Here is a 19,302-nt window from a genome sequence, read left to right as displayed (position 1 = left end):
GTTAGAGCTGGGGGGCTAAAGTGCAAGAGTCTAAATCGCTAGCGATTAACTCTAGGGGGTGCATAAACTTCGTGCTAACTTGGGCTTGGGCTAGGGCGTTGGTAAGCTGCATTCTGCACGCGCTGCACTCTGCGCTGACAATGTGGGCTTGCGTGCTAGCTATCATCTGTGCCTTTGGCGCGCCAGCTTGTAGCGTGAGCTTGTAGCGATCACTTTGCATACTCACCCCGCCAAAGCCGCAGCATCTATCTGGCTCGCTCATCTCGATAATGCGGTGCGATTTTGCTAGCAAGGCTCGCGGCTCGCGGTGGATTTTTAGCACCTTTTTGGCGTGGCAGGGGTCGTGGTAGGTGATGGTGGGGCTGCGGGATTCTAGGATTGTGGAGCTAGAATTGGGGTTTTTCGAGCCGTGCGGGTGAGATAAGACTTGAGGTCTATCGAGCTCGCGCGGCGATGAAATCCCCGATTCTAGCCCACAAGCCGAATCCCTCAAGGATTCTAGCAGGGTAGCAAGAGTAGTGTGGTGGTAGAGCCACTGGCTTGCCATAGCCATTTTGCTTGTAAGCTTGCGCAGACGCGGGATCAGCGTGTGTGCTTGCTCATCGCGCTTTAGGGCGTTTTCCCAATCGTGCATAAGCATAGCCGCGCAAGTCGCCTCTGGGATTAAGATCGCATCTACCTCATCAATAAAGCTCTCAAAATACTCGATATTGCGCTTAATGAGCGTTAGCACACTTGCAATATCGCCGGTGAAAAATGCTGGCGCACCGCAGCACTCCTGGCTTGGCACAAGCGCGTCAATCCCTAGCTTATCTAGGATTTTTAGCAAGCTTATGCCGACATTTTGGTAGTTATAATTCGCCAAGCAGCCGATAAAAATCGCCACTTTATTATGCGCTAGATTCTGGGATTTAGGCGCACTAGCTGGGATCAGCCCGCTGTAAGTGTTAAGAAAGCTTTTTTTGCCAAAGGGAAAGATCACGCGCTTGCTAAAGGGCAGAGTATTGCCCTGCTTGCCTTGCTTAAACACACAGGGCGAGATAAAGGCTACTATGCGAAAGACCATATCCATAAGCTTGCGGTGCTTTAGCAAGAAAAAATACGCCCTTTTATACCACGCGATCCCATACTGCTGGGCAATGTCTATGCGGATTTGCTCAATGGCTACATCGACACCAAGATTTGATGGGCAGGCTTGCACGCAAGTGGTGCATAAAAAGCAGGATTCAAAATACTCTTTTGCAAGCTTATCAAGCTGCAGCTCCCCCCTAGCATACGCCCCTACGAGATCCAAATACCCCCTAGGTGAAGTTACTTCTTCTCTATGGATTTGATAAATCGTGCAGCTAGGGATACATTTGCCGCATTTCACACACGCTTGAGAAACTGCTTTAAAATCTATCATATTGTCTTACTAAAGGCGCGTTTTTGGGATTTCTCTAGGTAGGTATCAAAGACCATAGCGATATTGCGGATAAGCATAGCTCCTGTGGGCGTGGTGTAAAGCCCCTTTTCATTATGGAGCAAAATGCCTAGCTCGATGTATTCTTGTAGGCGCGCTAGCTCTTTGGCAAAATACGCCCTAAAATCACGCCCCCACTGCTGCGCAAAAGGCGCGAACTCTATGCATAGATTATTCATAAGCTCCATAATGACACTTTTGCGCATTCTATCTTCTTCACTTAGGGCAATTCCTCTCTCTAGCGGCAGCCTGCCCTGATCTATGGCTTTTTCATACTCGGCTAGGTCTTTGGTATTTTGCGCGTAATAGTCATAGCCCTCGCCGATAGAAGTCAGCCCTATGCCAATCGTCTGTGAAAATCCACGAGTCGTGTATCCTTGAAAATTGCGGCGCAAAGAGTGCGACTCTAGCGCGTGGTAGAGCTCATCGCTCTTTTTGGCAAAGTGATCCATACCAATCATCATAAAGCCTTTTTGCGTGAGAAAATCAATCGTGGATTGTAGTATCTCAAGCTTGCTTTCTGGGCTTGGCAGGGCGTTTTCATCGATTTTGCGCATAGTCTTTTTCATCCACGGGATATGGGCGTAGTTGAAAATCGCTAGGCGATCTGGATCTAGGCTTACCACCTTTTCTAGCGTTTGCATAAAGCTTTTCACACTTTGATTAGGCAAGCCATAGATAAGATCAAAATTGATCGAGCTAATGCCGGCATTTCTAGCGATTGTTACAGCCCTTTGCACAAGCTCTACACTCTGGAATCTATGCACCGCTTCTTGCACTGCTTCATCAAAGTCTTGCACCCCAAAGCTTAGGCGATTAAACCCACCTGCACGCAGAGCCTGCATTTGCTTAGGCGTGAAATAGCGCGGGTCAATCTCACAGCTCACCTCTGCATTGCTCGCAAAATTGGGGAAGCTTTTGCGCACAAGCTCTATCACTCGTGCTAATTGCTTCTCATCAAAAAAGCTCGGCGTCCCCCCACCAAAGTGCAGCTGCACCACCTCTCTTGTCGTATCTAGCAGGCTTGATATAATCGCTAGCTCCTTTTGTAGATACGCTATGTAGCGGTCTTTTTTGTCTTCTTTGCTTGTGTAGATGACATTGCAGCCACAAAAGTAGCAGGCACTGCGGCAAAATGGCAAATGCACATAGAGTGAGAGCGGAGTAGAATCCACTTTTGCCCTTTGATCGCTGCGTTGAAAGGCTTGCTTTAAATCATCATAGCTAAAATCTTGGGTAAATTCCACGGCAGTGGGGTAGCTTGTGTAGCGTGGGGCTTGGGTCGAGTAGCGTGCCAAAAATGCAAAGTCTATGGCAGTGCTAGAATCTACTTTCATCGCATACCTTTTGAGAGAAATCGCTCTGGCAGTGTTAGGAAAAGATTTGGATACTGCTTTTTGATCGTCTTTACTAGGGATTTGGTGTTGATTTTAGGCAGAGAGCCATCGGGCAGGCGTTTGGACTCGATATTTTCTAGGGCTACTGCCATCACATCATCAAAATCTATGGGGATATTTTGACTAATATCGCGGGATAGCTCTAGGTAGAGCTTTTCTTCGTGGGCGGTGCGGATAATGCCGATAATATGCTTTAAGATATTTTGCGGCATTACGACATATTCTTGCCCCTCATCATCTTCGATAAACCACGCTTCTTGCGGATTAAACTCACCTTTTTCTAAATTAAGCAATATCTGCGTGCTAGAGATTTTGCTTGCTTTAGCAAGATTATTGGAGTGGAAAATCTGCGCTGCGTTTAGTTGCTTTGAGCTAGTAGCCATAGCATAATTCCTTGTTGGATATAAAGTCGATTGTGCGCTTCTAGCCACACTTTGCTCTGCGCACTCTCGATGACTTCTTCACTCACCTCATAGCCACGATATGCTGGCAAGCAGTGCAAGAATATCGCCTTAGAATCCGCATAGCCCATAAGCGTGCTATCAACACAAAAGCCTGCAAAATCGCGCAATTTACGCTGCTTTTGCTCCTCTTGCCCCATTGATACCCAAGTATCGGTGATGATGATATGCGCATTTCTAACTGCTGCAATAGGGTCGTTGGTATAGGTGATTGTAGCTTGTGAGTGCTTGGCAAGCTCTGTGGCAGATGCACAAATATGCTCTTTAGCTTCATAGCCCTTAGGCGTGGCAAGCCGAAACTCTAGCCCCAAAATCGCCGCGCAATTAAGCCACGAATGCGCCATATTATTGCCATCACCGATATAGGCGACTATGGGGGATCCTACGCGAGCAGGGAGCTTGGGGGCGTTGGGATTATGTCCTATAAATTCCGCATAATAGGGAGCAAAGTCATCAAGGTAGAATCCACATTCTAGCATTGTCAGCACATCTGCTAGCACTTGGGCTGGGTGGTAGGAGTCTGTGAGTCCATTGATCACAGGGATCGTGCTAAAGCGCGCTAGCTCTTCTAAAGTCTCTTGGCAAAATGTCCGCACCATCACCATATCTACCATACCGCTAAGCACTCTTGCTGTATCGCTGATTGGCTCACCTCGCCCGATTTGCGTATCTTTGCCCATAAGCACAATCGCCCTGCCCCCTAGCTGATTGATCCCTGCTTCAAAGCTCACGCGCGTGCGAGTAGAGGGCTTCTCAAAAATTAAGGCGACATTTTTATCGCGCAAGCTAGCTGTGCGCAAATGTGGCGGCACAAAGTCTCTATAATGAGACTTGGCGTGCTTATGCACAAAAGCTAGCGTGATGATCTCATACAACTCCGCTTTGCTAAAATCTTTGAGTGTGAGAAAATGTCGCATACTTCCTGATCCTTTTAATCCTTATGGGCTTTGCTTTCTGTGCTATATGGGGCTTGTGTCTTCAGCTAAAAGGGTTAAATATACTTGAAAATCACTAAAATACTGCTTAGTTTTAGGAGGGCAGGCAAACACAGAGCAAAAGCTAGAATCCACTTTTATGAAAAGTGGATTCTAAGGTGGATTCTAAGAAAAAGCCCAAATTTGTCATCGCGAGCAAGTGCGGTAGTGCTTGCGTGGCGATCCGCAGCACAAAAGTGGATTCTAGTGTAAAGGCGGCTATGCTAGGTATCACACAAACGCTAGAATTTGTCTATAATATAAGCAAACAATACATAGGTGGAATGATGATTAGTGTATGTGGTGGTGGAGCGTGGGGCAGCGCGCTGGCATTTGCTCTAGCGCATAAGCAAGAGGTGCGGATCTTTTCACGGCGCAAGCTAGATGATAAGTGGGGGACACCCTTTGGCATTAGGCAAGTGAGCCTAGAAGAAGCGTGTGAAGCGGAGCTTATAGTGATCGCCATTAGCGTGGCGTATCTGCGTGAGTTCCTTGCCACAATGCCCAAAAACCCACGCGCATTCTATCTCTTTGCCTCAAAGGGCATAGAGGAGCAAAGTGGGGCATTTGTGCATCAAATCGCGGCGGAATTTATGGATCCTAAGAATATCTGCGCGCTTAGTGGTCCAAGCTTCGCCAAAGAAGTGCGCCAGTGCCTGCCCTGTGCCGTGGCTATCCACGCGCAAGATCCGCGCATAGCACAGAGCTTTAGCACAGCATTTCCTAGCTTTATGAAAATGTATGTAGGCGATGATTTAGTAGGCGCGGAAATCGCAGGAGCATACAAAAATGTCATAGCCATTGCCGGCGGGATAAGCGATGGCTTAGGGCTTGGCAATAATGCTAAAGCCGCCTTGCTTGCTCGTGGGCTTGTGGAGATGGAGCGATTTGGGCGAGTGTTTGGGGCAAAGACGGAGACATTTTTAGGTCTCTCTGGCTCGGGGGATTTGTTTTTGACAGCTGGCTCTACACTCTCGCGCAACTACCGCGTGGGGCTAGGGCTTGCGCAAGGTAAGTCGCTGCAAAGCGTGCTAGAAGAAATAGGCGAGGTAGCTGAAGGAGTGCGCACCGCACGCGCTATCCACACAATCGCCACACGCAAAGACATCTACACACCCATTGTCAATGAAGTGGTGCAAATCCTAAATGGCAAGCCGTGTAGAGAGGGGATTCTAGCCCTTATGGCACAAAGGGACTAGCAAAAGATTTGATCTTAGAGATAACATTAGCGTGATATGGGGATTTGGAGTAGTTATTATCATCTCCCAAACCCCCCATAAAGCTCATTGCACCTAGCTACTCCCTAGAATCTACTTGCTACTTCTAGGTAAAATGCCCTGCCCGGGGCGCGGTAGTAGGCATAATATTGGTAGTCAAGCAAGTTAGTAAAATTAGCACTTAGCTCAAGGTGCTGGAATCTATACCCTAGCCGCATATCAAGCAAATAGTAAGCATCACTGCTAGAATACACGCCCCACACCTTTTGGCTTGCATTATCTAAGTCTTTATACCGCTTGCTTGCCATCTCACAAGAAAGCGATCCAAAGAGCCTGCCATCATCATAGTAGAGCTGCACATAGCCTGAATGCTCTGGGACTCCGGGTAGGCGATTGCCCGCTGCTATTACTTGGCTGCCTGATATGAGATCTTGGGTAAGTTTGGCATTGTAGAGCGTATAGCTAGCAAACAGCCCCCCATAGCCAAAGAGCTTTTGCCTATATGATAGCTCTATGCCGTTTATGCGGGCTTTTTGGGCGTTTTCTAAATTTTTGCCGATGGTGGTTATGGCATTGGTGAAAAAGCTATCAAAGTAGTAGAGCTTGAGTTGCGCGGCAAAAGTGGATTCTGGGTATAAGGACTGCTCTAGCCCTATATCATAGCTATAGAGCTCTTCTGGCTTTAGGTGTGGATTGCCCGAAGTCTGGACGCCATCGTTGCGGATATAGTCGCGGAATTTTTGGTTGAAAGTAGGGGCGCGAAATGAGCTACCCCCTGAAGCCTTGATGATTGTCGTGGCATAGTCGCTAGAAAAGGGCGTGAAATTTAGCGAAAGCTTTGGGGAGAATTGATTATGCGTAGCATTTGGGGCATTGGGTTTGGTGGTGTCTGTGTAGTTAAAGCCCTGCCATAAATCCCACCGCCCGCTAAGCCCGGTGCTAAAATATTTGCTCCACGCAGCTTGATAATGCACAAACACGCCTAGGAAATTATGCGTCCCGGTGATTGTCTTGCTAAGTGCGGTGCTAGAGGCAAAATCGCGCCAATCGCTAAGATTATAGGCATTTTGCTTATAGCCGCTATATCGCTCCTGCACGCCAAAGAGCAGGCTATGGGCTTGGGACAAACGCAGGGTAAAAGTGCTTTCAACATTGAGTGTGTTGTAGTGGTGATCTTGCTTGCTCCCAGCTCCGCCAAAGGGCGAAGCCCCGCCGCTAGGACCAGCCCAAATATCATTGCCATAAGTGTGATTTAGGCTTGTGCGCCACTCATTGCTACCAAAGTAGTGTGTATAGCTTAGTGCGGAGATGACTTGGTTGTAGATTTCATTGCCCATACCGCCGACAAACGCATAAGGTGCGCTGCCTTGTGTGCTGTTTGGGCTTGTGGCATTACCCCACGCGACATTGCCATTTTCATCGCGCAGGAAGCTTTGCTGGCGGTGGTGGATATAGTTGTAGCTAGAGTATTGCACCCACGCATCTAGCACGCCACTACTCCCAATATCTGCTTGGGCTTTGATTTTTGCATCGTGTGTGGCATATCGCTGGCGTCCCATATCCCCCACAAGCACAATCGGTGTGCCATCGGTTTTGTGCGATGGCACGCTACCGCTTAAGCCGCCTATGCCATTATCGCCACTAGCATTGACCCACGCATTATCCGCAGCATAGCCGCTAGAAAAGCTCCCACCATAAGTGGCTTTCACGCGCAAGGATTTATCAAAGAAGCTATCCCCCACGCTTAGATACCAGTTTGTTAAATTCTCTGGTGCGCCATTTTGGCTAAATGGATTCCCATAGCCTAGGCTGCCATACACAGAGAGCGAATCAGGCATAGCAGTGATGAAATTGATAGCCCCACTAAGCGCGCCTGAACCATACAGAGCCGAGCTAGCCCCACGCGTGATTTCTACGCGCTCCAAGTCGTGTGCGCGCATTGTGGTGAGCATTTTGGTGTTGTTGTTGATGTCGTTTAAAATCACGCCATCTACCATTAGCAGCGCACCATTATTGATCCCGCGAATCATCGCGCCATCAAAGGTCTCCATACCCCTGCCCTTAGGCTGAAGCACGCCCTCGTGTCCGCGCAGTGTATCGGTGAAGCGATAATTAGGGCGGATAGCAATATCGTGCTTGTTGATTATGCTGGTATTACCTGGGGCTTGCTCTATGGGTGTGGGGATTTTGGCAGCGATTGTAGTAACAGGCTGCAAGCTCTTTGTCTCTTGGGGGGTTTGTGGCTCTTGCGCGGTGGCTGAAACTTGCGTAGCTATGCTTGCTACAAGCGCGGTGGCTAGGGTCGCTTTATGTGTCATTACTATCCTTTGCTCTATCGTTTGATTGTGCGATCAAGGTATGATTATAGTTTATTGTTTCTTACTATGGTATTAAGTTATTTATATTAGTAATATCAAAAAGATAAATATAGTGTAGATTCTATCTTTTGACTAGGGGGTAAGGCGTGCGTGGCGATTGATTAGCCAAGTGATATTAGAATGCAACTCCCATTTAACCACAAGGAGCTTATATGAAGAAAATAGCCATATCCTGCATAGCCGCTAGTATGCTTATCCAGCTATCTATGGCAGACCCTGCCAATCACAGCACACATACTCCAAGCCACACACATACAGCCCAAGCCCTAAAATCCAGCACACAAGAAGTCCTAGATGCGATGCACGCCCCAATGCTAGAGACAGAGTTTGTAGAGAGTGGGGAGGTAAATGTGGATTTCATCAAAAATATGATCCCTCACCACCAAGGCGCGATCCTCTCATCAAAGAAGCTCATCGCAAGCAAGGATCTAAATCCCACACTTAAACAACTCGCTCAAAACATCATCACAGCACAAGAAAAAGAGATCCTATACTTTACTAAGCTTTTGCGCGATGAAAAGCAGCTTAAGCAGACACTACCGCAAGAGCAATACCAGCAGTTTGTCAAACAAGCCAAAAGCGATATGGAAGTAATGATGCAAGAGATGGCAAAGCTTGATAGCAATGAAACGCTAGAGCGCGCGTATATGAAAGCTATGATCGCCCATCATCAAGGCGCGATTGATGCAGCAAAGCAGATATTAAGCATTACAAATAATGCCACTATTACAAAAATCGCTAAAGAAATCATCGCCGCTCAAGAAGATGAAATCAAGCAGTTTGCAACACTGCTTGACAGATAACAAAGCTTGACAAGCTCACGCAAATATCGCGCCTAGCAGATCGCTACTGCTAGGCATTGATAAGCTTGTAGATCCTAGATCCTAGCCCCTATCCTAGAACCCCACAAGCCACCACACCCACACAAACTTATCTCACACTTATAGCCGCAGAAGCTTTATACTAGAATCCACTTTTTGACAAGGATTCAGCTTGCGCAGCTAGAATCCCAAAGCGGTGATGAAACAAGCCTAAACCCCCTAGAATCCACTTTTTATGTTTTTATGGTTACTAAAGAAGCTACGCTTTGCGGCGGGGCGGTGGGTGTTTCAAAAGTGGATTCTAGTGTGAAAGTCTCTTTTGTCATCGCGAGCGGTGCTTCTGCACCGCGTGGCGATCCATAACAAACACGGATTCTAGGCTATGTTTTTTGGTATATTTTTATGGATTACTAAAGAAACATCGCCTAACGGCGAGCGGTATCCCTTGTTTTCTAAAGAAACTTCGCTTTGCTTGTTTTCTAAAGAAGCTACGCTTTGCGGTGGGGCTGTGGTGTTTGGCTCGCTCACAACAAACGCGGATCTAGGCTTGCCACCAGCTATGGAGGGCTTAGGACTCACTAAGTCTTAAACGCAGAGATCCCGCCATCTAGCTCTTTGGTCTTTTGCTCGGTGCTTTTCACGATAGATTCTACCTGCTTGCCTAGCTCTTTGGTGCGCGATGAGAGCTTGATGATTTCTTCCATTTGCTGGCTTAGGCTAAGAGTCTTGGCAAAGATTTCTTCATTTTTCTTAGCGATATTGCCAGATGCCTGCAAGCTCTGGTCTAGAAGCTCTTTGGTGCGGTGGGCGTTATTGATGAGATCTTGGGCTTGGTCTGCGACTTGCTGGGCTTCTTGCGCGGTGGATTGGATCTCTTCTCCTACTTCTTGTATGCTCTGCACACTCGCATTTGTCATCGCAGAGATTTCGTTTAAGGATTTTTGCGTGCGCTCCGCTAGCTTTCTTACCTCATCTGCCACCACAGCAAAGCCCCTGCCGTGCTCCCCTGCTCTAGCGGCTTCAATGGCAGCATTTAAGGCTAGAAGATTGGTTTGATCAGCAATATCTGCTATGAAAGAGAGTGTTTGGCGCGTTTGGTCGGCATTTTCTACAAGGACTTTCGCGCTTTCAAAAATCTGCTGATGATCTTGGCTTGATTGCTGCATTTTGCTTGCGACAGATTCTAGATCTTGTATAAACTCATCAAGCGCATTTTGCGTGTTTGAGACATTTTCTACCATTTTGGCAATATCATCTTTAGTCTGCTGAGTCTGCTGGGCTATATCTTTGGCAAACACACCAACCGTATCGATATGTGCTACTTGTATGGAGGAGTTTTTGGATAGCTCTAGGGAGATTTCATTGAGATTGTTTATAGTCTGGAGATTTTCCGTGGAGACATTTTTAGCGATTTTTATGGTGTTTTGGATTTTTTCTATAAAGCGATTGAAAAATGATGAAGTGATCCCTACTTCATCTTGTCTCTTTATGGCTATGCGTTTGGTGAGATCGCCCTCTTTGGTGCTGGTGAGATCCTGTGCCATAGCGCGTAAAAATCCTAGTGGAGCGATAAGCTCCCTTTCAAAAAACACCCACAGCCCGCCCAATGCCATTAGACACGCCACAGCCGTTGTGCCAATGACCCAATACATACTCTCTACAATCCCTTCGTGCAGCTCTTTGAGCGAGATTTTCAGCTCCATAACGCCTAGGACTTCATCTTTTTGCGCATTGGCGTGGCACATAAGGCAACTATCTTGGGCTATAAGCGGCTCATAGAGCAGAGCAAACTCTCCGCTAGATTCTAGCACTGACTCCTTGCCATCAAAGACCTTGCGCACGACTTCTGTGGGGATAAGCGGCTCCTGTATGGCAAAGAGCTCCACCACGCTTGGAGCTTGATAGATCTTGACATCTTCGATACCTGGGATAGATTTAGAGTCCTGCACGCTAGCTTCAATGGCTTCTCTTGAGCCGATATTCATACCCGCGCGGATTGTGTAGAAGATAGATTTACTAAGCATATTTACTGTGTGAGTGGATTCTTTTTTGGCAAGTTTGTTGAAGTTGCTTTGCAGCAGGGCGATTAGCCCAAGCACCCCCACGACAAAAAACACAATCAATGTAAAAATCATCTTCGCACGGAAAGTCTTTAACATCAGCACTCCTTATATCCCCTTATGCACGATTAGGATAGCTGATTTTGACTTAGCTACGACTTAGCACTAGCCTAAGACTTGGCAAAAAAGCGGTGGAAAAAGCCTGCGATGTTGCTTTGCTTGGTGCGTGAGAGAGCTAGCTCGCCACTTTTGACATTTGTGGTGATTGTAGAGCCTGCGCCGATGATTGAGCTAGATTCTATCTCCACAGGGGCGACTAGCTGGGTATCGCTGCCGATGAAGACATTCTGCCCGATAATGGTGCGATGCTTTTTCTTGCCATCATAATTACAAGTGATCACCCCAGCACCTACATTGCTCCCAGAGCCTATCTCGCAATCCCCAAGATAGCTTAAATGCCCTGCTTTCACGCCATTTAGCTGTGCGGACTTGGTCTCTACAAAATTGCCTATATGTGTGTGGGAGATGTGGCTTTTGGGACGGATATGCGCCATAGGACCGATGTCGCTATGCTCTATCACACTATCTTCTATCACGCTACCTGCTTTGATATGGGAATGCTTAATGACACTTTTGCCACAAATGCGGACATTATTTTCTATCTCGCACTCTCCTTCAAACTCCACCCACTCTTCTAGATAAATACTCTCTGGCAGCCGCATAATCACGCCTTGATCCATAGCCCTTTGCCTAAGAGCTTGCAGGCAGATAGCTTCTGCTTGAGCTAGCTCGCTCTTAGAATTGACGCCCATAAACTCGCGCGCATTGCCATAAAAGGGCGCGATTAGTGTGTTGGGCGTTGGCTTTGAGCGATAAATCGTGGATTCTGCGGCGGGGGCTTGGCTCTCCGCTAGGTAAATCCCTTCGCCCCCGCCTTGAAAGCCACAATTTCTCATCTCAAATCCTTCCGCCTGCGGCGTGGCTACATTTTGAGCATTTTGGGCGAAGCTCCTAGAATCCTTTGCTGGCTCGTGTAGTGTGGCGGTGTCAAAAGTGGATTCTAGTTGAAGTTGCTCGCGGCAGGATTTTTCACGCCCAGCCTGTTTGTCTTCTTCTAGGATTCTAGGAATTGCGCTTGTTTGTTTATCCATCTCGGGGCAGGATTCTAGGATTTGCGATGAGAAATCTTTGCTTTGCGAGCGCGCGCAAGGGCGCATACTTGGCGTATGTAACCGCCGCGCGCGCGATGCAATCAAAGATTTATCGCGCAAAGCTGAATCCCATTGTTCTCTAGCTAGCGCGATAATGTCGGTTAAGTAGTATTCTCTCTGCGCATTATCATTGCTAAGTCTAGGCAGGCTACGCTCTAGCAGCTCTGTATCAAAGGCATAGATCCCAGCATTGACAAGTGTTATGGCTTTTTGCGCTTCATCGCAATCTTTTTCTTCGATGATTTTTAGCACCTTTGGCGTGTGTGCAAATGCGGATTCTAGCACCACGCGCCCATAGCCGCTGGGATTCTCAAGATCCAAGACACTAAGGACAATGGGAGCATCAATCAAGATAATCGCTCGCATAGATTCTGCGCTGATGAGTGGCATATCTCCATTTAGCACTAAGGTGCGCGGATATTTGACAGCAAACATCTGCTTACTAGAATCTATCTGGGCTTTGGGGCTAGGGTGGCTAGAGGCTTTGCTAGATTCTAGCTTTTTATCACTCACGCACCCTTGCATTAGCGCGCCGCCTGTGCCGGGGAAATTTTGGCAATCTTGCGTGTGGATTGTGATAGAAGCATTCTCTCCAAAATACTCGCGCAAATGCGCTTCTATGGCTTCTTTTTGGTGGTGTAGCACGATATGCACATCATCGCTTACTTGCAATGCCGCTTCAGTGATGCGCGCGATCATCGACTTGCCGCAAATACTATGCAGCACTTTGGGCTTATTTGATTTCATCCTGCTGCCAACCCCTGCCGCTAGGATTATAATAGAGCTTTTATACATCGCCATCTCCTTTGCTATTCTCCACGCACTTCTCAAACAAATACTTATGCTCTTGTGGCAATGCTTCATATATACACAATGATAGCTCTTGTATCTCCCACAATGCGTGCTTACTTGTGCGTAGTGTTAGGAAGTTTTGCAAGCTTCGTGCATTGATAGTCCAAGTAAGCTCGGTTAAATAGCACTCTGGCATAGCATATTTAGCTACATCATTTGTGGTGCTAGAGTCTAGTAGCAACTCCTTTAGATTCTGCAATGCCTTGTGGCTCGCTTGATTTACCTTGTCATTGCTTGTAAGCTTGATAAACTTGCTTGCTTTCTCTAGTGTGGATATATCTGCCCTTTTTAGCTCTGCTAGTGTGTATCTACTAGACTTTACAGAGTAGCTAGCTATGCGGTGGCGGGCTAGCTCTTGTAAGCACGCGCGTGATATTCCTTGTATGAAAAAGCTATACACTAGACTCTCTAGGACTGAGGCGTGCTTTAATATATTCCCCACGCGATTGATAAGCTCTCTATCTTTCTCCCCACCACAATCACCTTTATCAAAGCTACTCCAGCAAGTGCGTATAGCGTGTGAGCATACTTCTAGCGGTGTGTGGTGTAGTAGTGTTATGTTTGGATTCATTGTGCTTCCTTGTAAGTAAATGGCAAAGGCTAATGGCGTGAAAAGACAATGCTTAACGCCTTAAACGCTTCATATAAATCTGTTTTGAAATGATACAAAATCCCAGGTATGATTAAAATAACAACGATAAATGCTATGCCAATTTTGAGTGGAAATCCAAAGGAGAAGAGATTAAATTGCGAGTGGGTCTTCATAATCATACCAAAGACAATATCCGCAAGCAAGATCACCCCAAGCACCGGAAACGCCATAGCAAAGCCCAGCGCAAACATACTCCCAAACGCGCGGATAAGGTAGTTTGCAAGATTTGGCGAGAAGCTTACTTGCCCTATGGGGAGCATCTCTAGCGTGAAAGCCACAAAGCGCAAAATTAGATGATGAAAATTAAGCATTAGGGCTAGCACAAGCGCACTTAGCATAATCACCTGCACGATGATGGGCTTGGTATTGCCGCTTGATGGATCATAGGCACTTGCCATAGTCATACCCATAGAGAAGCTTATGCTATCGCCTGCGATAAACAGCGCGTTAAAGACGATTTGCAGCGCAAGCGATGCCATAAAGCCAAGGGCTACCTCCATAAACGCCGCTAGCAGCAAATCAGGCAAAGTGGCGATAGTCGCGCTTGAATGCGCCAAAGGCAGAAATGCAATGGTCAAAAAAACCGCCATAGCCCCACGCACCGAGATAGGCACAAGCTGAGAGTCAAAAAATGGGAAAAATGTCAAAATCGCGCTAAACCGCAGCAAAAGCAGCAAAAACACAATGACATTGCCCTCTGTGAGATATGCGAGAAACTCCATATTTTATACCCCTAGAATCCTCGTTTTGTATTTTGTGTTCTTTGTTTTTCGAAAGTGGATTCTAGCACACAATCCTACCAATCCCCTAGAATCCACTTTTTAACCTAAACGCTTTTTCCCGTCATTGCGAGACTTGCGCTAGCAGTGGCGTGGCAAAGCGCAGGCGAAATATCTCCGTCATTGCGAGCTTTGGCGCAAGACAAAGCGTGGCAATCCAAAAAAACAACAACAAAGCCAAACAAGTAAAGAAAGCCAAGCCCAAGCAGCAGTAAAGCAAATCAAACAAGAGTGAAGCACGCGTTAAGTAAGAGAGTAGAGTAAGACTAGCCCACCTCCTTAACGATCAAGGTGAGCTATGGATTATCCTAGTAGCACTTGACTACCACTATACATAGCAGTATAATGCCGACTAAGATTTTGCTGCAAATCTTACTCATTGTAACCTCCTTTATTCAAAGTAGGTTACGCCAAGAGAGGTTGCAACTCTCTTGGGCAACCTCTACTGCGATTTTATCATACTTTCCCTAGAATCCGTGTTTGTGTTATGGATCGCCACGCTCGTTGCACTCGCTCGCGATGACAGAAGAGGCAGCGTAGCACAAGGCTCGCGATGACAATTTGAGCTTTCACACTAGAATCCACTTTTTCAAAAAGTGGATTCTAGCAATAACGCCCTTTCCGTCATTGCGAGCGGTGCTTGCACCGTGTGGCAAAGCAAGGCGTAGCCGCAGCTTCTTTAGTAATCCATAAATACACAACAAACACAAAAAGTGGATTCTAAGCGAAATATCTCCCACACCTACTCCACCACCCTGCAAACTTTACCCCACTTTTACAATAACTACATATTTTTTACACACCTTTTACAAACTCTCCCAAACAATGCGCAAATTTATAATTAAATCATAAAAAGCCGTTTTTTTTTTTTTTGATTTTGGCTAGAATTGCGGCTTTACATTTTGACTATTCAAGGAGACATAATGCAAACACTACACAATAATGCCCATATTCACGGGGGGGGGGGGGGAAATAATCTCTCTCTAAATACCCCTAGTCAATCCGCTCTCTCTCCGTCATTGCGAGACTTCCGCAAGGAAGTCGTGGCAATCCACAAAAACACACACACATAAAAACACAAATCCCAATAAACACAAAAAGTGGATTCTAGCTTTTCTCTGTCATTGCGAGCCGATGAAATCGGCGTGGCAATCCATAAACACAACAACTAAAACACATAAATCCTAGAATCCACTTCCGCAAACAATGTGTAAATATTTAGTCTAATTATAAAAAGCCGTTTTTTTTTTTTTGATTTTGGCTAGAATGCGAATTTTACTTTACTTTTTGAACGCAAGGAGATCGCAATGCAAGTAACTTCTAATACTATCCACCATATAAACCGGGGGGGAATCTTGTAGATTCTAGCTCCAAGCCTACTCAAGCAAACACTACTCACAACGACAGAAAGCCTACTCGCCTAGGCTTAAGCCTAGCGTGCTTTATCGCACTATCCTCTAGCCTAACTTTGACAAATCTCCACGCTCGGTGGTATCTATTTAGTGGTGATGTAACAAAAGCTAACTGCAATATGTATGCGAGCGGTAATAATTTTGTAATTGACCCCAAAAATGGCGACACTTGTCAAGGGGACTCGGCAAGATTTGCTACAGATGGCGGTTGGAACAAAACCCTATTACTAAAAAACATCACTTTAGATCGCTATACCATTGACACAGAGGGCGACATAGATGCAAGCCGATTGTGGGCTAACACCTTCCTCACTAACTCCACCATAACGACAGCAAATATTGAAGGAAAAATCCGAGTCGAGATTGTAGCCCAAGGCGGAACCAATACTATAAATACCATAAATAATACAGCCAGCCGACTGCATTTAAAAGGCGGTGACAACAAGCTAAACATCACCACCCTCAACCAAGCCACCACCGGACTCTCCCAAATCTTCAAAAATGTCAATGTAGAGCATTTCAATCTCTATGCTGGTAAATCCTATCAACGAGGTGGCAAAGTAGAGACCCTAAACCTCCTAGGTGGAGAATACCACCTAGGAGCCACAGATAGCACTGCTGTAGCTGAAGAAGCTGGCACCATAGGCAATCTAGTCCTAGCAGATGGGACATTCAAGCAATACAAAGGAGAGATAGGAAGCATCACTCTCACAAGTGATAAAAAACAAGCAAGCTTTACTACTAAGAATACCTTCACTAGTGGCAACGAACAACCATCATACAATGGTCTTATCACCAAGATTGACAAACAAGTAAGTGGTGCGCATACCATAGAGCTAGGAGACAATAAGGCTAATGGCACAATCACCGCCACACTCACCAATGGCAGCCTCACCCTTGATAACACCACTGGTGATATCACCAATAATGGAGAGCTAGCATCACTAGAAGTTAGTAAAAAAAGCAATGGCACAAGAGGAAGTGAAGGTATTGTGATTAGTAACGCTGCTACTGCAAGTATTGGCACCCTCTCCACAGCTACCAAATCCACTACTATCAACAATGCTGGCACAATCGATAAGCTAGAGCTCAAAGAGTCTTCCAAGGTAACCAACACCGGTATCATAAAATCCCTTGATGTGCAAAACGGCGACTCCACCATCAACACCCTAAATGGTGTAGGACAAGGGACAGCAGGTAATGTAGAGCCTCATACACTCTCTAATATCAACATCACTAAAGACGCTAAACTCACCGTTGATACCCTAAGCGTAGGACTCAAAGGCAACCAAGCTATAGAGAGAGTAACGATAAATAACGATACAAGCACTCAAGGAACCAACAAAGAATTTGCCGTCAATAAAATCCAAGTAACCTACCTTGATGGCAACTTTGACCCTGCAAAAAGCATTAGCAAGAATCTTACAGACTATGTAACATCTGGTAGCCATAGCTATGTAGATGGAGCTAGCAAGCCCACCTTTGAATCAAGCCCAGAGCTCCAAGGTATAGGGGTGAAGTTTAATCCCGATGGCACCCCTATCTTTGAGGTAGAAGCTTCTGTGGCTGCAAGTATGACAAGCGTAGTCGTGCGCCAATCTATGCGACGAAAAATGCTTATAGACACCTATCTCGCAGAACAAAACAGAAGAAGCTTGAAAAACAAAGAGCGCAGAACCAAGCAGCGCATAGAAGCAGCCACCCTAGGAGATGCAAGAGCCCAGTATCAAAAAGACCTAGCCAAATACAAGCTAGACTTAGCCAAATGGGATAAACTCGCTAGCACCAAAGAAAACAAAGCTTTGATCGCTAAATACGAGCAAGAAGACAAAGCCTACCAAAAAGCCCTAGAGCAATACAACAAAGACAAAAAAGCCTATGAAGATAATCGCAAAAACCTAGAAACCATCGCTAAAGCCAAAAAGCTAAAAGCCCCCATAGAGCCAAAAGCCCCTGTGCGCCCAAATCTAAAGCCAAGCGATAAGCACTACAAAAAGGCTATGGCAGATTTCACCAAAGCACAAAAAGCATATGAAAAAGCTATGAGCAACTATGAGCAAGAGCTTAGAATCTATAATGAGGAAAATAGCAAGCTAGAGACCATAGCTAGAGCAAACAACCTTAAAGCCCCCATAGCTCCTAAAGCTCCTATAAGACCAAATCTAAAGCCAAATCATAAAGACTATAAGCGAGTAATGGCAGCCTATGAGTCAAACCAAAGAGCCTACCAAACAGCCCTAAAACGCTATGAGCTAGAGAAAAAGAGCTATGAAGAAAAGAGAAAAAACCTAGAAGTGCTTGCTAAAACTAATAAGTTTAATGCCAACCTCAAAGCTCCCACAGAGCCTAAAGCTCCTGTGCGCCCAAATCTCAAGCCAAACCACAAAGACTATAAAAAAGCTATGAGCAAATACGAGCAAGAGCGCAAAGACTATCTAAAAGCCTTTAAGCAATACGAGCAAGATAAAAAAAGCTATGAGAGAGAGTATCAAAAGCTTATAGCCCTAGCTGATGCCCAGAGCAATAAGCTAAAAGCCCCTATACAGCCTAAAGCTCCTACTAAGCCTAAAATCCTAGCCAGCAAGCCAGAAATGCCACAAGAGCCAAAGCTTGGAGAGATAAGTGCAGAGCTACTAGCTAAGCATAAAGTCCAAGGGGATTTCTTTATCCGTGCCTATGGTGGGACAGGCTCACATAAAGCAACCAATGGCGCACAAACAAGCTCTTGGAGTGTGGGCACACTCTTTGGCTCGACTTGGGATCTAGCTCTTGGACAAACAAGTGGGAATATCGGCTTCTATGGTGGGTATGAGTATATCTACAATGGCTATAAGCAAGCCCATATCGATGCCCAAGGACACACAGGCTTCCTAGGGCTTAGATTCTCCCATATCTTTGCTAAGACTAAGCTAGCAGGATTCTACTATATGGCTGATGTCAATGGTGGCTATACAGATATATCTGTAGGACAAGATATGAATGGTATGCGATTTGGCGCAAATGTGGGGAATATCAACTTTGGCTCTTCTATCCGCCTAGGCTCATCTATCTATATGGCTGGGGCTAAATCTATGCTTTTCCCATCAATTGGAGTAGGAGTAGAGGGCGGCTATCTAGGAGACTTTGAGATGAGGACACAACGCTCTGGTGAGCTACGCTATGGAGGACTAAGCCAAGGCTATGCAGTTACCTATGCCCAAGCAAACTTAAACTACTACCAAGAGTATGGCAAAAGGATTTCTACCACACTAGGCGGGGGCTTTAGGTATCTAATGAATGCAGATATAGGCATTACCCCTACGCTGAATGGCAAGGCTTATACCATAGAGGAGACCACAGGCAGGGCAGCAGCAGTGCATTTAGCTCCATTTTTCTACCAAGGCACATTTGTGATAAATTACCACACAGACAAAGCAGGAAACTTCTCTGCTGGGTATGTGGCAGTAGGGGGATTGCTGGGGATTACGCATAACGCCTCTATGCGCTGGCATTATTTCTTTTAACCCATAGCGATTCAGCTTTGGGTATCCATAGTGGCGATTTTAAGGATTTTAGGGGAACCGCAGACCTCTAGTCTAGCTCCACCCTAAAATCCTTAAAAAGCCCCACTAGCAACACCGCAATTC

General features: G+C 46.1%; 16 protein-coding genes and 2 pseudogenes. 7 read left to right on the top strand and 11 right to left on the bottom strand.

Annotated elements, in window-relative coordinates; all coding sequences use genetic code 11:
• Window position 1: 1 nt before the first annotated feature.
• The 4 genes from DX060_RS11880 to argF are packed head-to-tail and all read right to left on the bottom strand — an operon-like array spanning window position 2 to window position 4,237.
• Window positions 2-1,405: a (Fe-S)-binding protein gene (locus DX060_RS11880; protein ID WP_258552181.1), complete on the bottom strand. Its 1,404-nt coding sequence runs from the start codon at window positions 1,403-1,405 to the stop codon at window positions 2-4.
• Complete coding sequence (gene hemN / locus DX060_RS03730) at window positions 1,402-2,799, bottom strand: oxygen-independent coproporphyrinogen III oxidase (protein ID WP_115011219.1); 1,398 nt, start codon at window positions 2,797-2,799, stop codon at window positions 1,402-1,404. Before hemN ends, DX060_RS11880 begins: the two co-directional genes overlap by 4 nt.
• Window positions 2,796-3,242: a DUF2603 domain-containing protein gene (locus DX060_RS03725; protein WP_115011218.1), complete on the bottom strand. Its 447-nt coding sequence runs from the start codon at window positions 3,240-3,242 to the stop codon at window positions 2,796-2,798. Before DX060_RS03725 ends, hemN begins: the two co-directional genes overlap by 4 nt.
• Window positions 3,218-4,237, bottom strand: a complete 1,020-nt coding sequence (gene argF, locus DX060_RS03720; protein WP_115011217.1) for an ornithine carbamoyltransferase — start codon at window positions 4,235-4,237, stop codon at window positions 3,218-3,220. Before argF ends, DX060_RS03725 begins: the two co-directional genes overlap by 25 nt.
• Window positions 4,238-4,578: 341 nt before the next feature.
• On the opposite strand from argF, the gene DX060_RS03715 reads away from it, so the two are divergent.
• Window positions 4,579-5,493 carry an NAD(P)H-dependent glycerol-3-phosphate dehydrogenase gene (locus DX060_RS03715; RefSeq protein WP_115012289.1) on the top strand — a complete coding sequence of 305 codons (915 nt, stop codon included), beginning with the start codon at window positions 4,579-4,581 and terminating at the stop codon, window positions 5,491-5,493.
• A gap of 104 nt (window positions 5,494-5,597) precedes the next feature.
• On the opposite strand, the gene DX060_RS03710 is transcribed toward DX060_RS03715, so the two are convergent.
• Window positions 5,598-7,829: a TonB-dependent receptor gene (locus DX060_RS03710; protein ID WP_115011216.1), complete on the bottom strand. Its 2,232-nt coding sequence runs from the start codon at window positions 7,827-7,829 to the stop codon at window positions 5,598-5,600.
• 212 nt (window positions 7,830-8,041) lie between these two features.
• On the opposite strand from DX060_RS03710, the gene DX060_RS03705 reads away from it, so the two are divergent.
• The 3 genes from DX060_RS03705 (at window position 8,042) to DX060_RS10825 (ending at window position 9,299) form a co-directional block, all read left to right on the top strand.
• Window positions 8,042-8,692 carry a DUF305 domain-containing protein gene (locus DX060_RS03705; RefSeq protein WP_115011215.1) on the top strand — a complete coding sequence of 217 codons (651 nt, stop codon included), beginning with the start codon at window positions 8,042-8,044 and terminating at the stop codon, window positions 8,690-8,692.
• Between the two features lie 174 nt (window positions 8,693-8,866).
• Window positions 8,867-9,073 carry a hypothetical protein gene (locus DX060_RS03700; protein WP_115011214.1) on the top strand — a complete coding sequence of 69 codons (207 nt, stop codon included), beginning with the start codon at window positions 8,867-8,869 and terminating at the stop codon, window positions 9,071-9,073.
• A 19-nt stretch (window positions 9,074-9,092) separates the two neighbouring features.
• The gene (locus DX060_RS10825; RefSeq protein WP_147278763.1) at window positions 9,093-9,299 is read left to right on the top strand and encodes a hypothetical protein; all 207 of its coding nucleotides are present in this window, start codon (window positions 9,093-9,095) and stop codon (window positions 9,297-9,299) included.
• Here the strand turns inward: DX060_RS10825 and DX060_RS12330 are convergent.
• The 5 genes and pseudogenes from DX060_RS12330 to fliR all read right to left on the bottom strand — a co-directional run bounded on the left by DX060_RS12330 (window position 9,289) and on the right by fliR (window position 14,207).
• The gene (locus tag DX060_RS12330; RefSeq protein WP_115011212.1) at window positions 9,289-10,869 is read right to left on the bottom strand and encodes a methyl-accepting chemotaxis protein; all 1,581 of its coding nucleotides are present in this window, start codon (window positions 10,867-10,869) and stop codon (window positions 9,289-9,291) included. The genes DX060_RS10825 and DX060_RS12330 overlap by 11 nt on opposite strands.
• A 71-nt stretch (window positions 10,870-10,940) precedes the next feature.
• Window positions 10,941-11,591: pseudogene (gene glmU / locus DX060_RS11865) on the bottom strand (bifunctional UDP-N-acetylglucosamine diphosphorylase/glucosamine-1-phosphate N-acetyltransferase GlmU); the annotation flags it as partial.
• 756 nt (window positions 11,592-12,347) lie between these two features.
• A pseudogene (locus DX060_RS11860) lies at window positions 12,348-12,776 on the bottom strand (NTP transferase domain-containing protein); the annotation flags it as partial.
• Window positions 12,769-13,404, bottom strand: a complete 636-nt coding sequence (gene thyX, locus DX060_RS03675) for an FAD-dependent thymidylate synthase (RefSeq protein ID WP_115011211.1) — start codon at window positions 13,402-13,404, stop codon at window positions 12,769-12,771. The pseudogene DX060_RS11860 and the gene thyX, both read right to left, overlap by 8 nt.
• A gap of 29 nt (window positions 13,405-13,433) precedes the next feature.
• Window positions 13,434-14,207, bottom strand: coding sequence for a flagellar biosynthetic protein FliR (gene fliR / locus DX060_RS03670; RefSeq protein ID WP_115011210.1), 774 nt, complete (start codon window positions 14,205-14,207; stop codon window positions 13,434-13,436).
• A 149-nt stretch (window positions 14,208-14,356) separates the two neighbouring features.
• On the opposite strand from fliR, the gene DX060_RS11855 reads away from it, so the two are divergent.
• Window positions 14,357-14,479, top strand: a complete 123-nt coding sequence (locus tag DX060_RS11855; protein WP_258552180.1) for a hypothetical protein — start codon at window positions 14,357-14,359, stop codon at window positions 14,477-14,479.
• A 354-nt stretch (window positions 14,480-14,833) separates the two neighbouring features.
• Here the strand turns inward: DX060_RS11855 and DX060_RS11230 are convergent, their stop codons facing one another.
• Window positions 14,834-15,004 (bottom strand): hypothetical protein, encoded by a 171-nt coding sequence (locus DX060_RS11230; RefSeq protein WP_181814171.1) that lies wholly within the window; start codon window positions 15,002-15,004, stop codon window positions 14,834-14,836.
• Window positions 15,005-15,187: 183 nt separating this feature from the next.
• Here DX060_RS11230 and DX060_RS11225 point away from each other — a divergent pair, with 183 nt between their 5' ends.
• Both DX060_RS11225 and DX060_RS03665 read left to right on the top strand, forming a co-directional pair.
• The gene (locus tag DX060_RS11225) at window positions 15,188-15,337 is read left to right on the top strand and encodes a hypothetical protein (protein ID WP_181814170.1); all 150 of its coding nucleotides are present in this window, start codon (window positions 15,188-15,190) and stop codon (window positions 15,335-15,337) included.
• 395 nt (window positions 15,338-15,732) lie between these two features.
• On the top strand, window positions 15,733-19,179 hold the full coding sequence (locus tag DX060_RS03665) for an autotransporter outer membrane beta-barrel domain-containing protein (protein WP_147278762.1): 3,447 nt from the start codon (window positions 15,733-15,735) through the stop codon (window positions 19,177-19,179).
• Window positions 19,180-19,302 lie beyond the last annotated feature (123 nt).

The sequence above is a fragment of the Helicobacter canis genome, from assembly GCF_900451095.1.
In the GTDB taxonomy this organism is placed as follows: Bacteria; Campylobacterota; Campylobacteria; order Campylobacterales; family Helicobacteraceae; genus Helicobacter_B; species Helicobacter_B zhangjianzhongii.
Note: the sequence above shows the minus strand (reverse complement) of the source record. Positions and strands in the feature narration are given on the sequence as shown.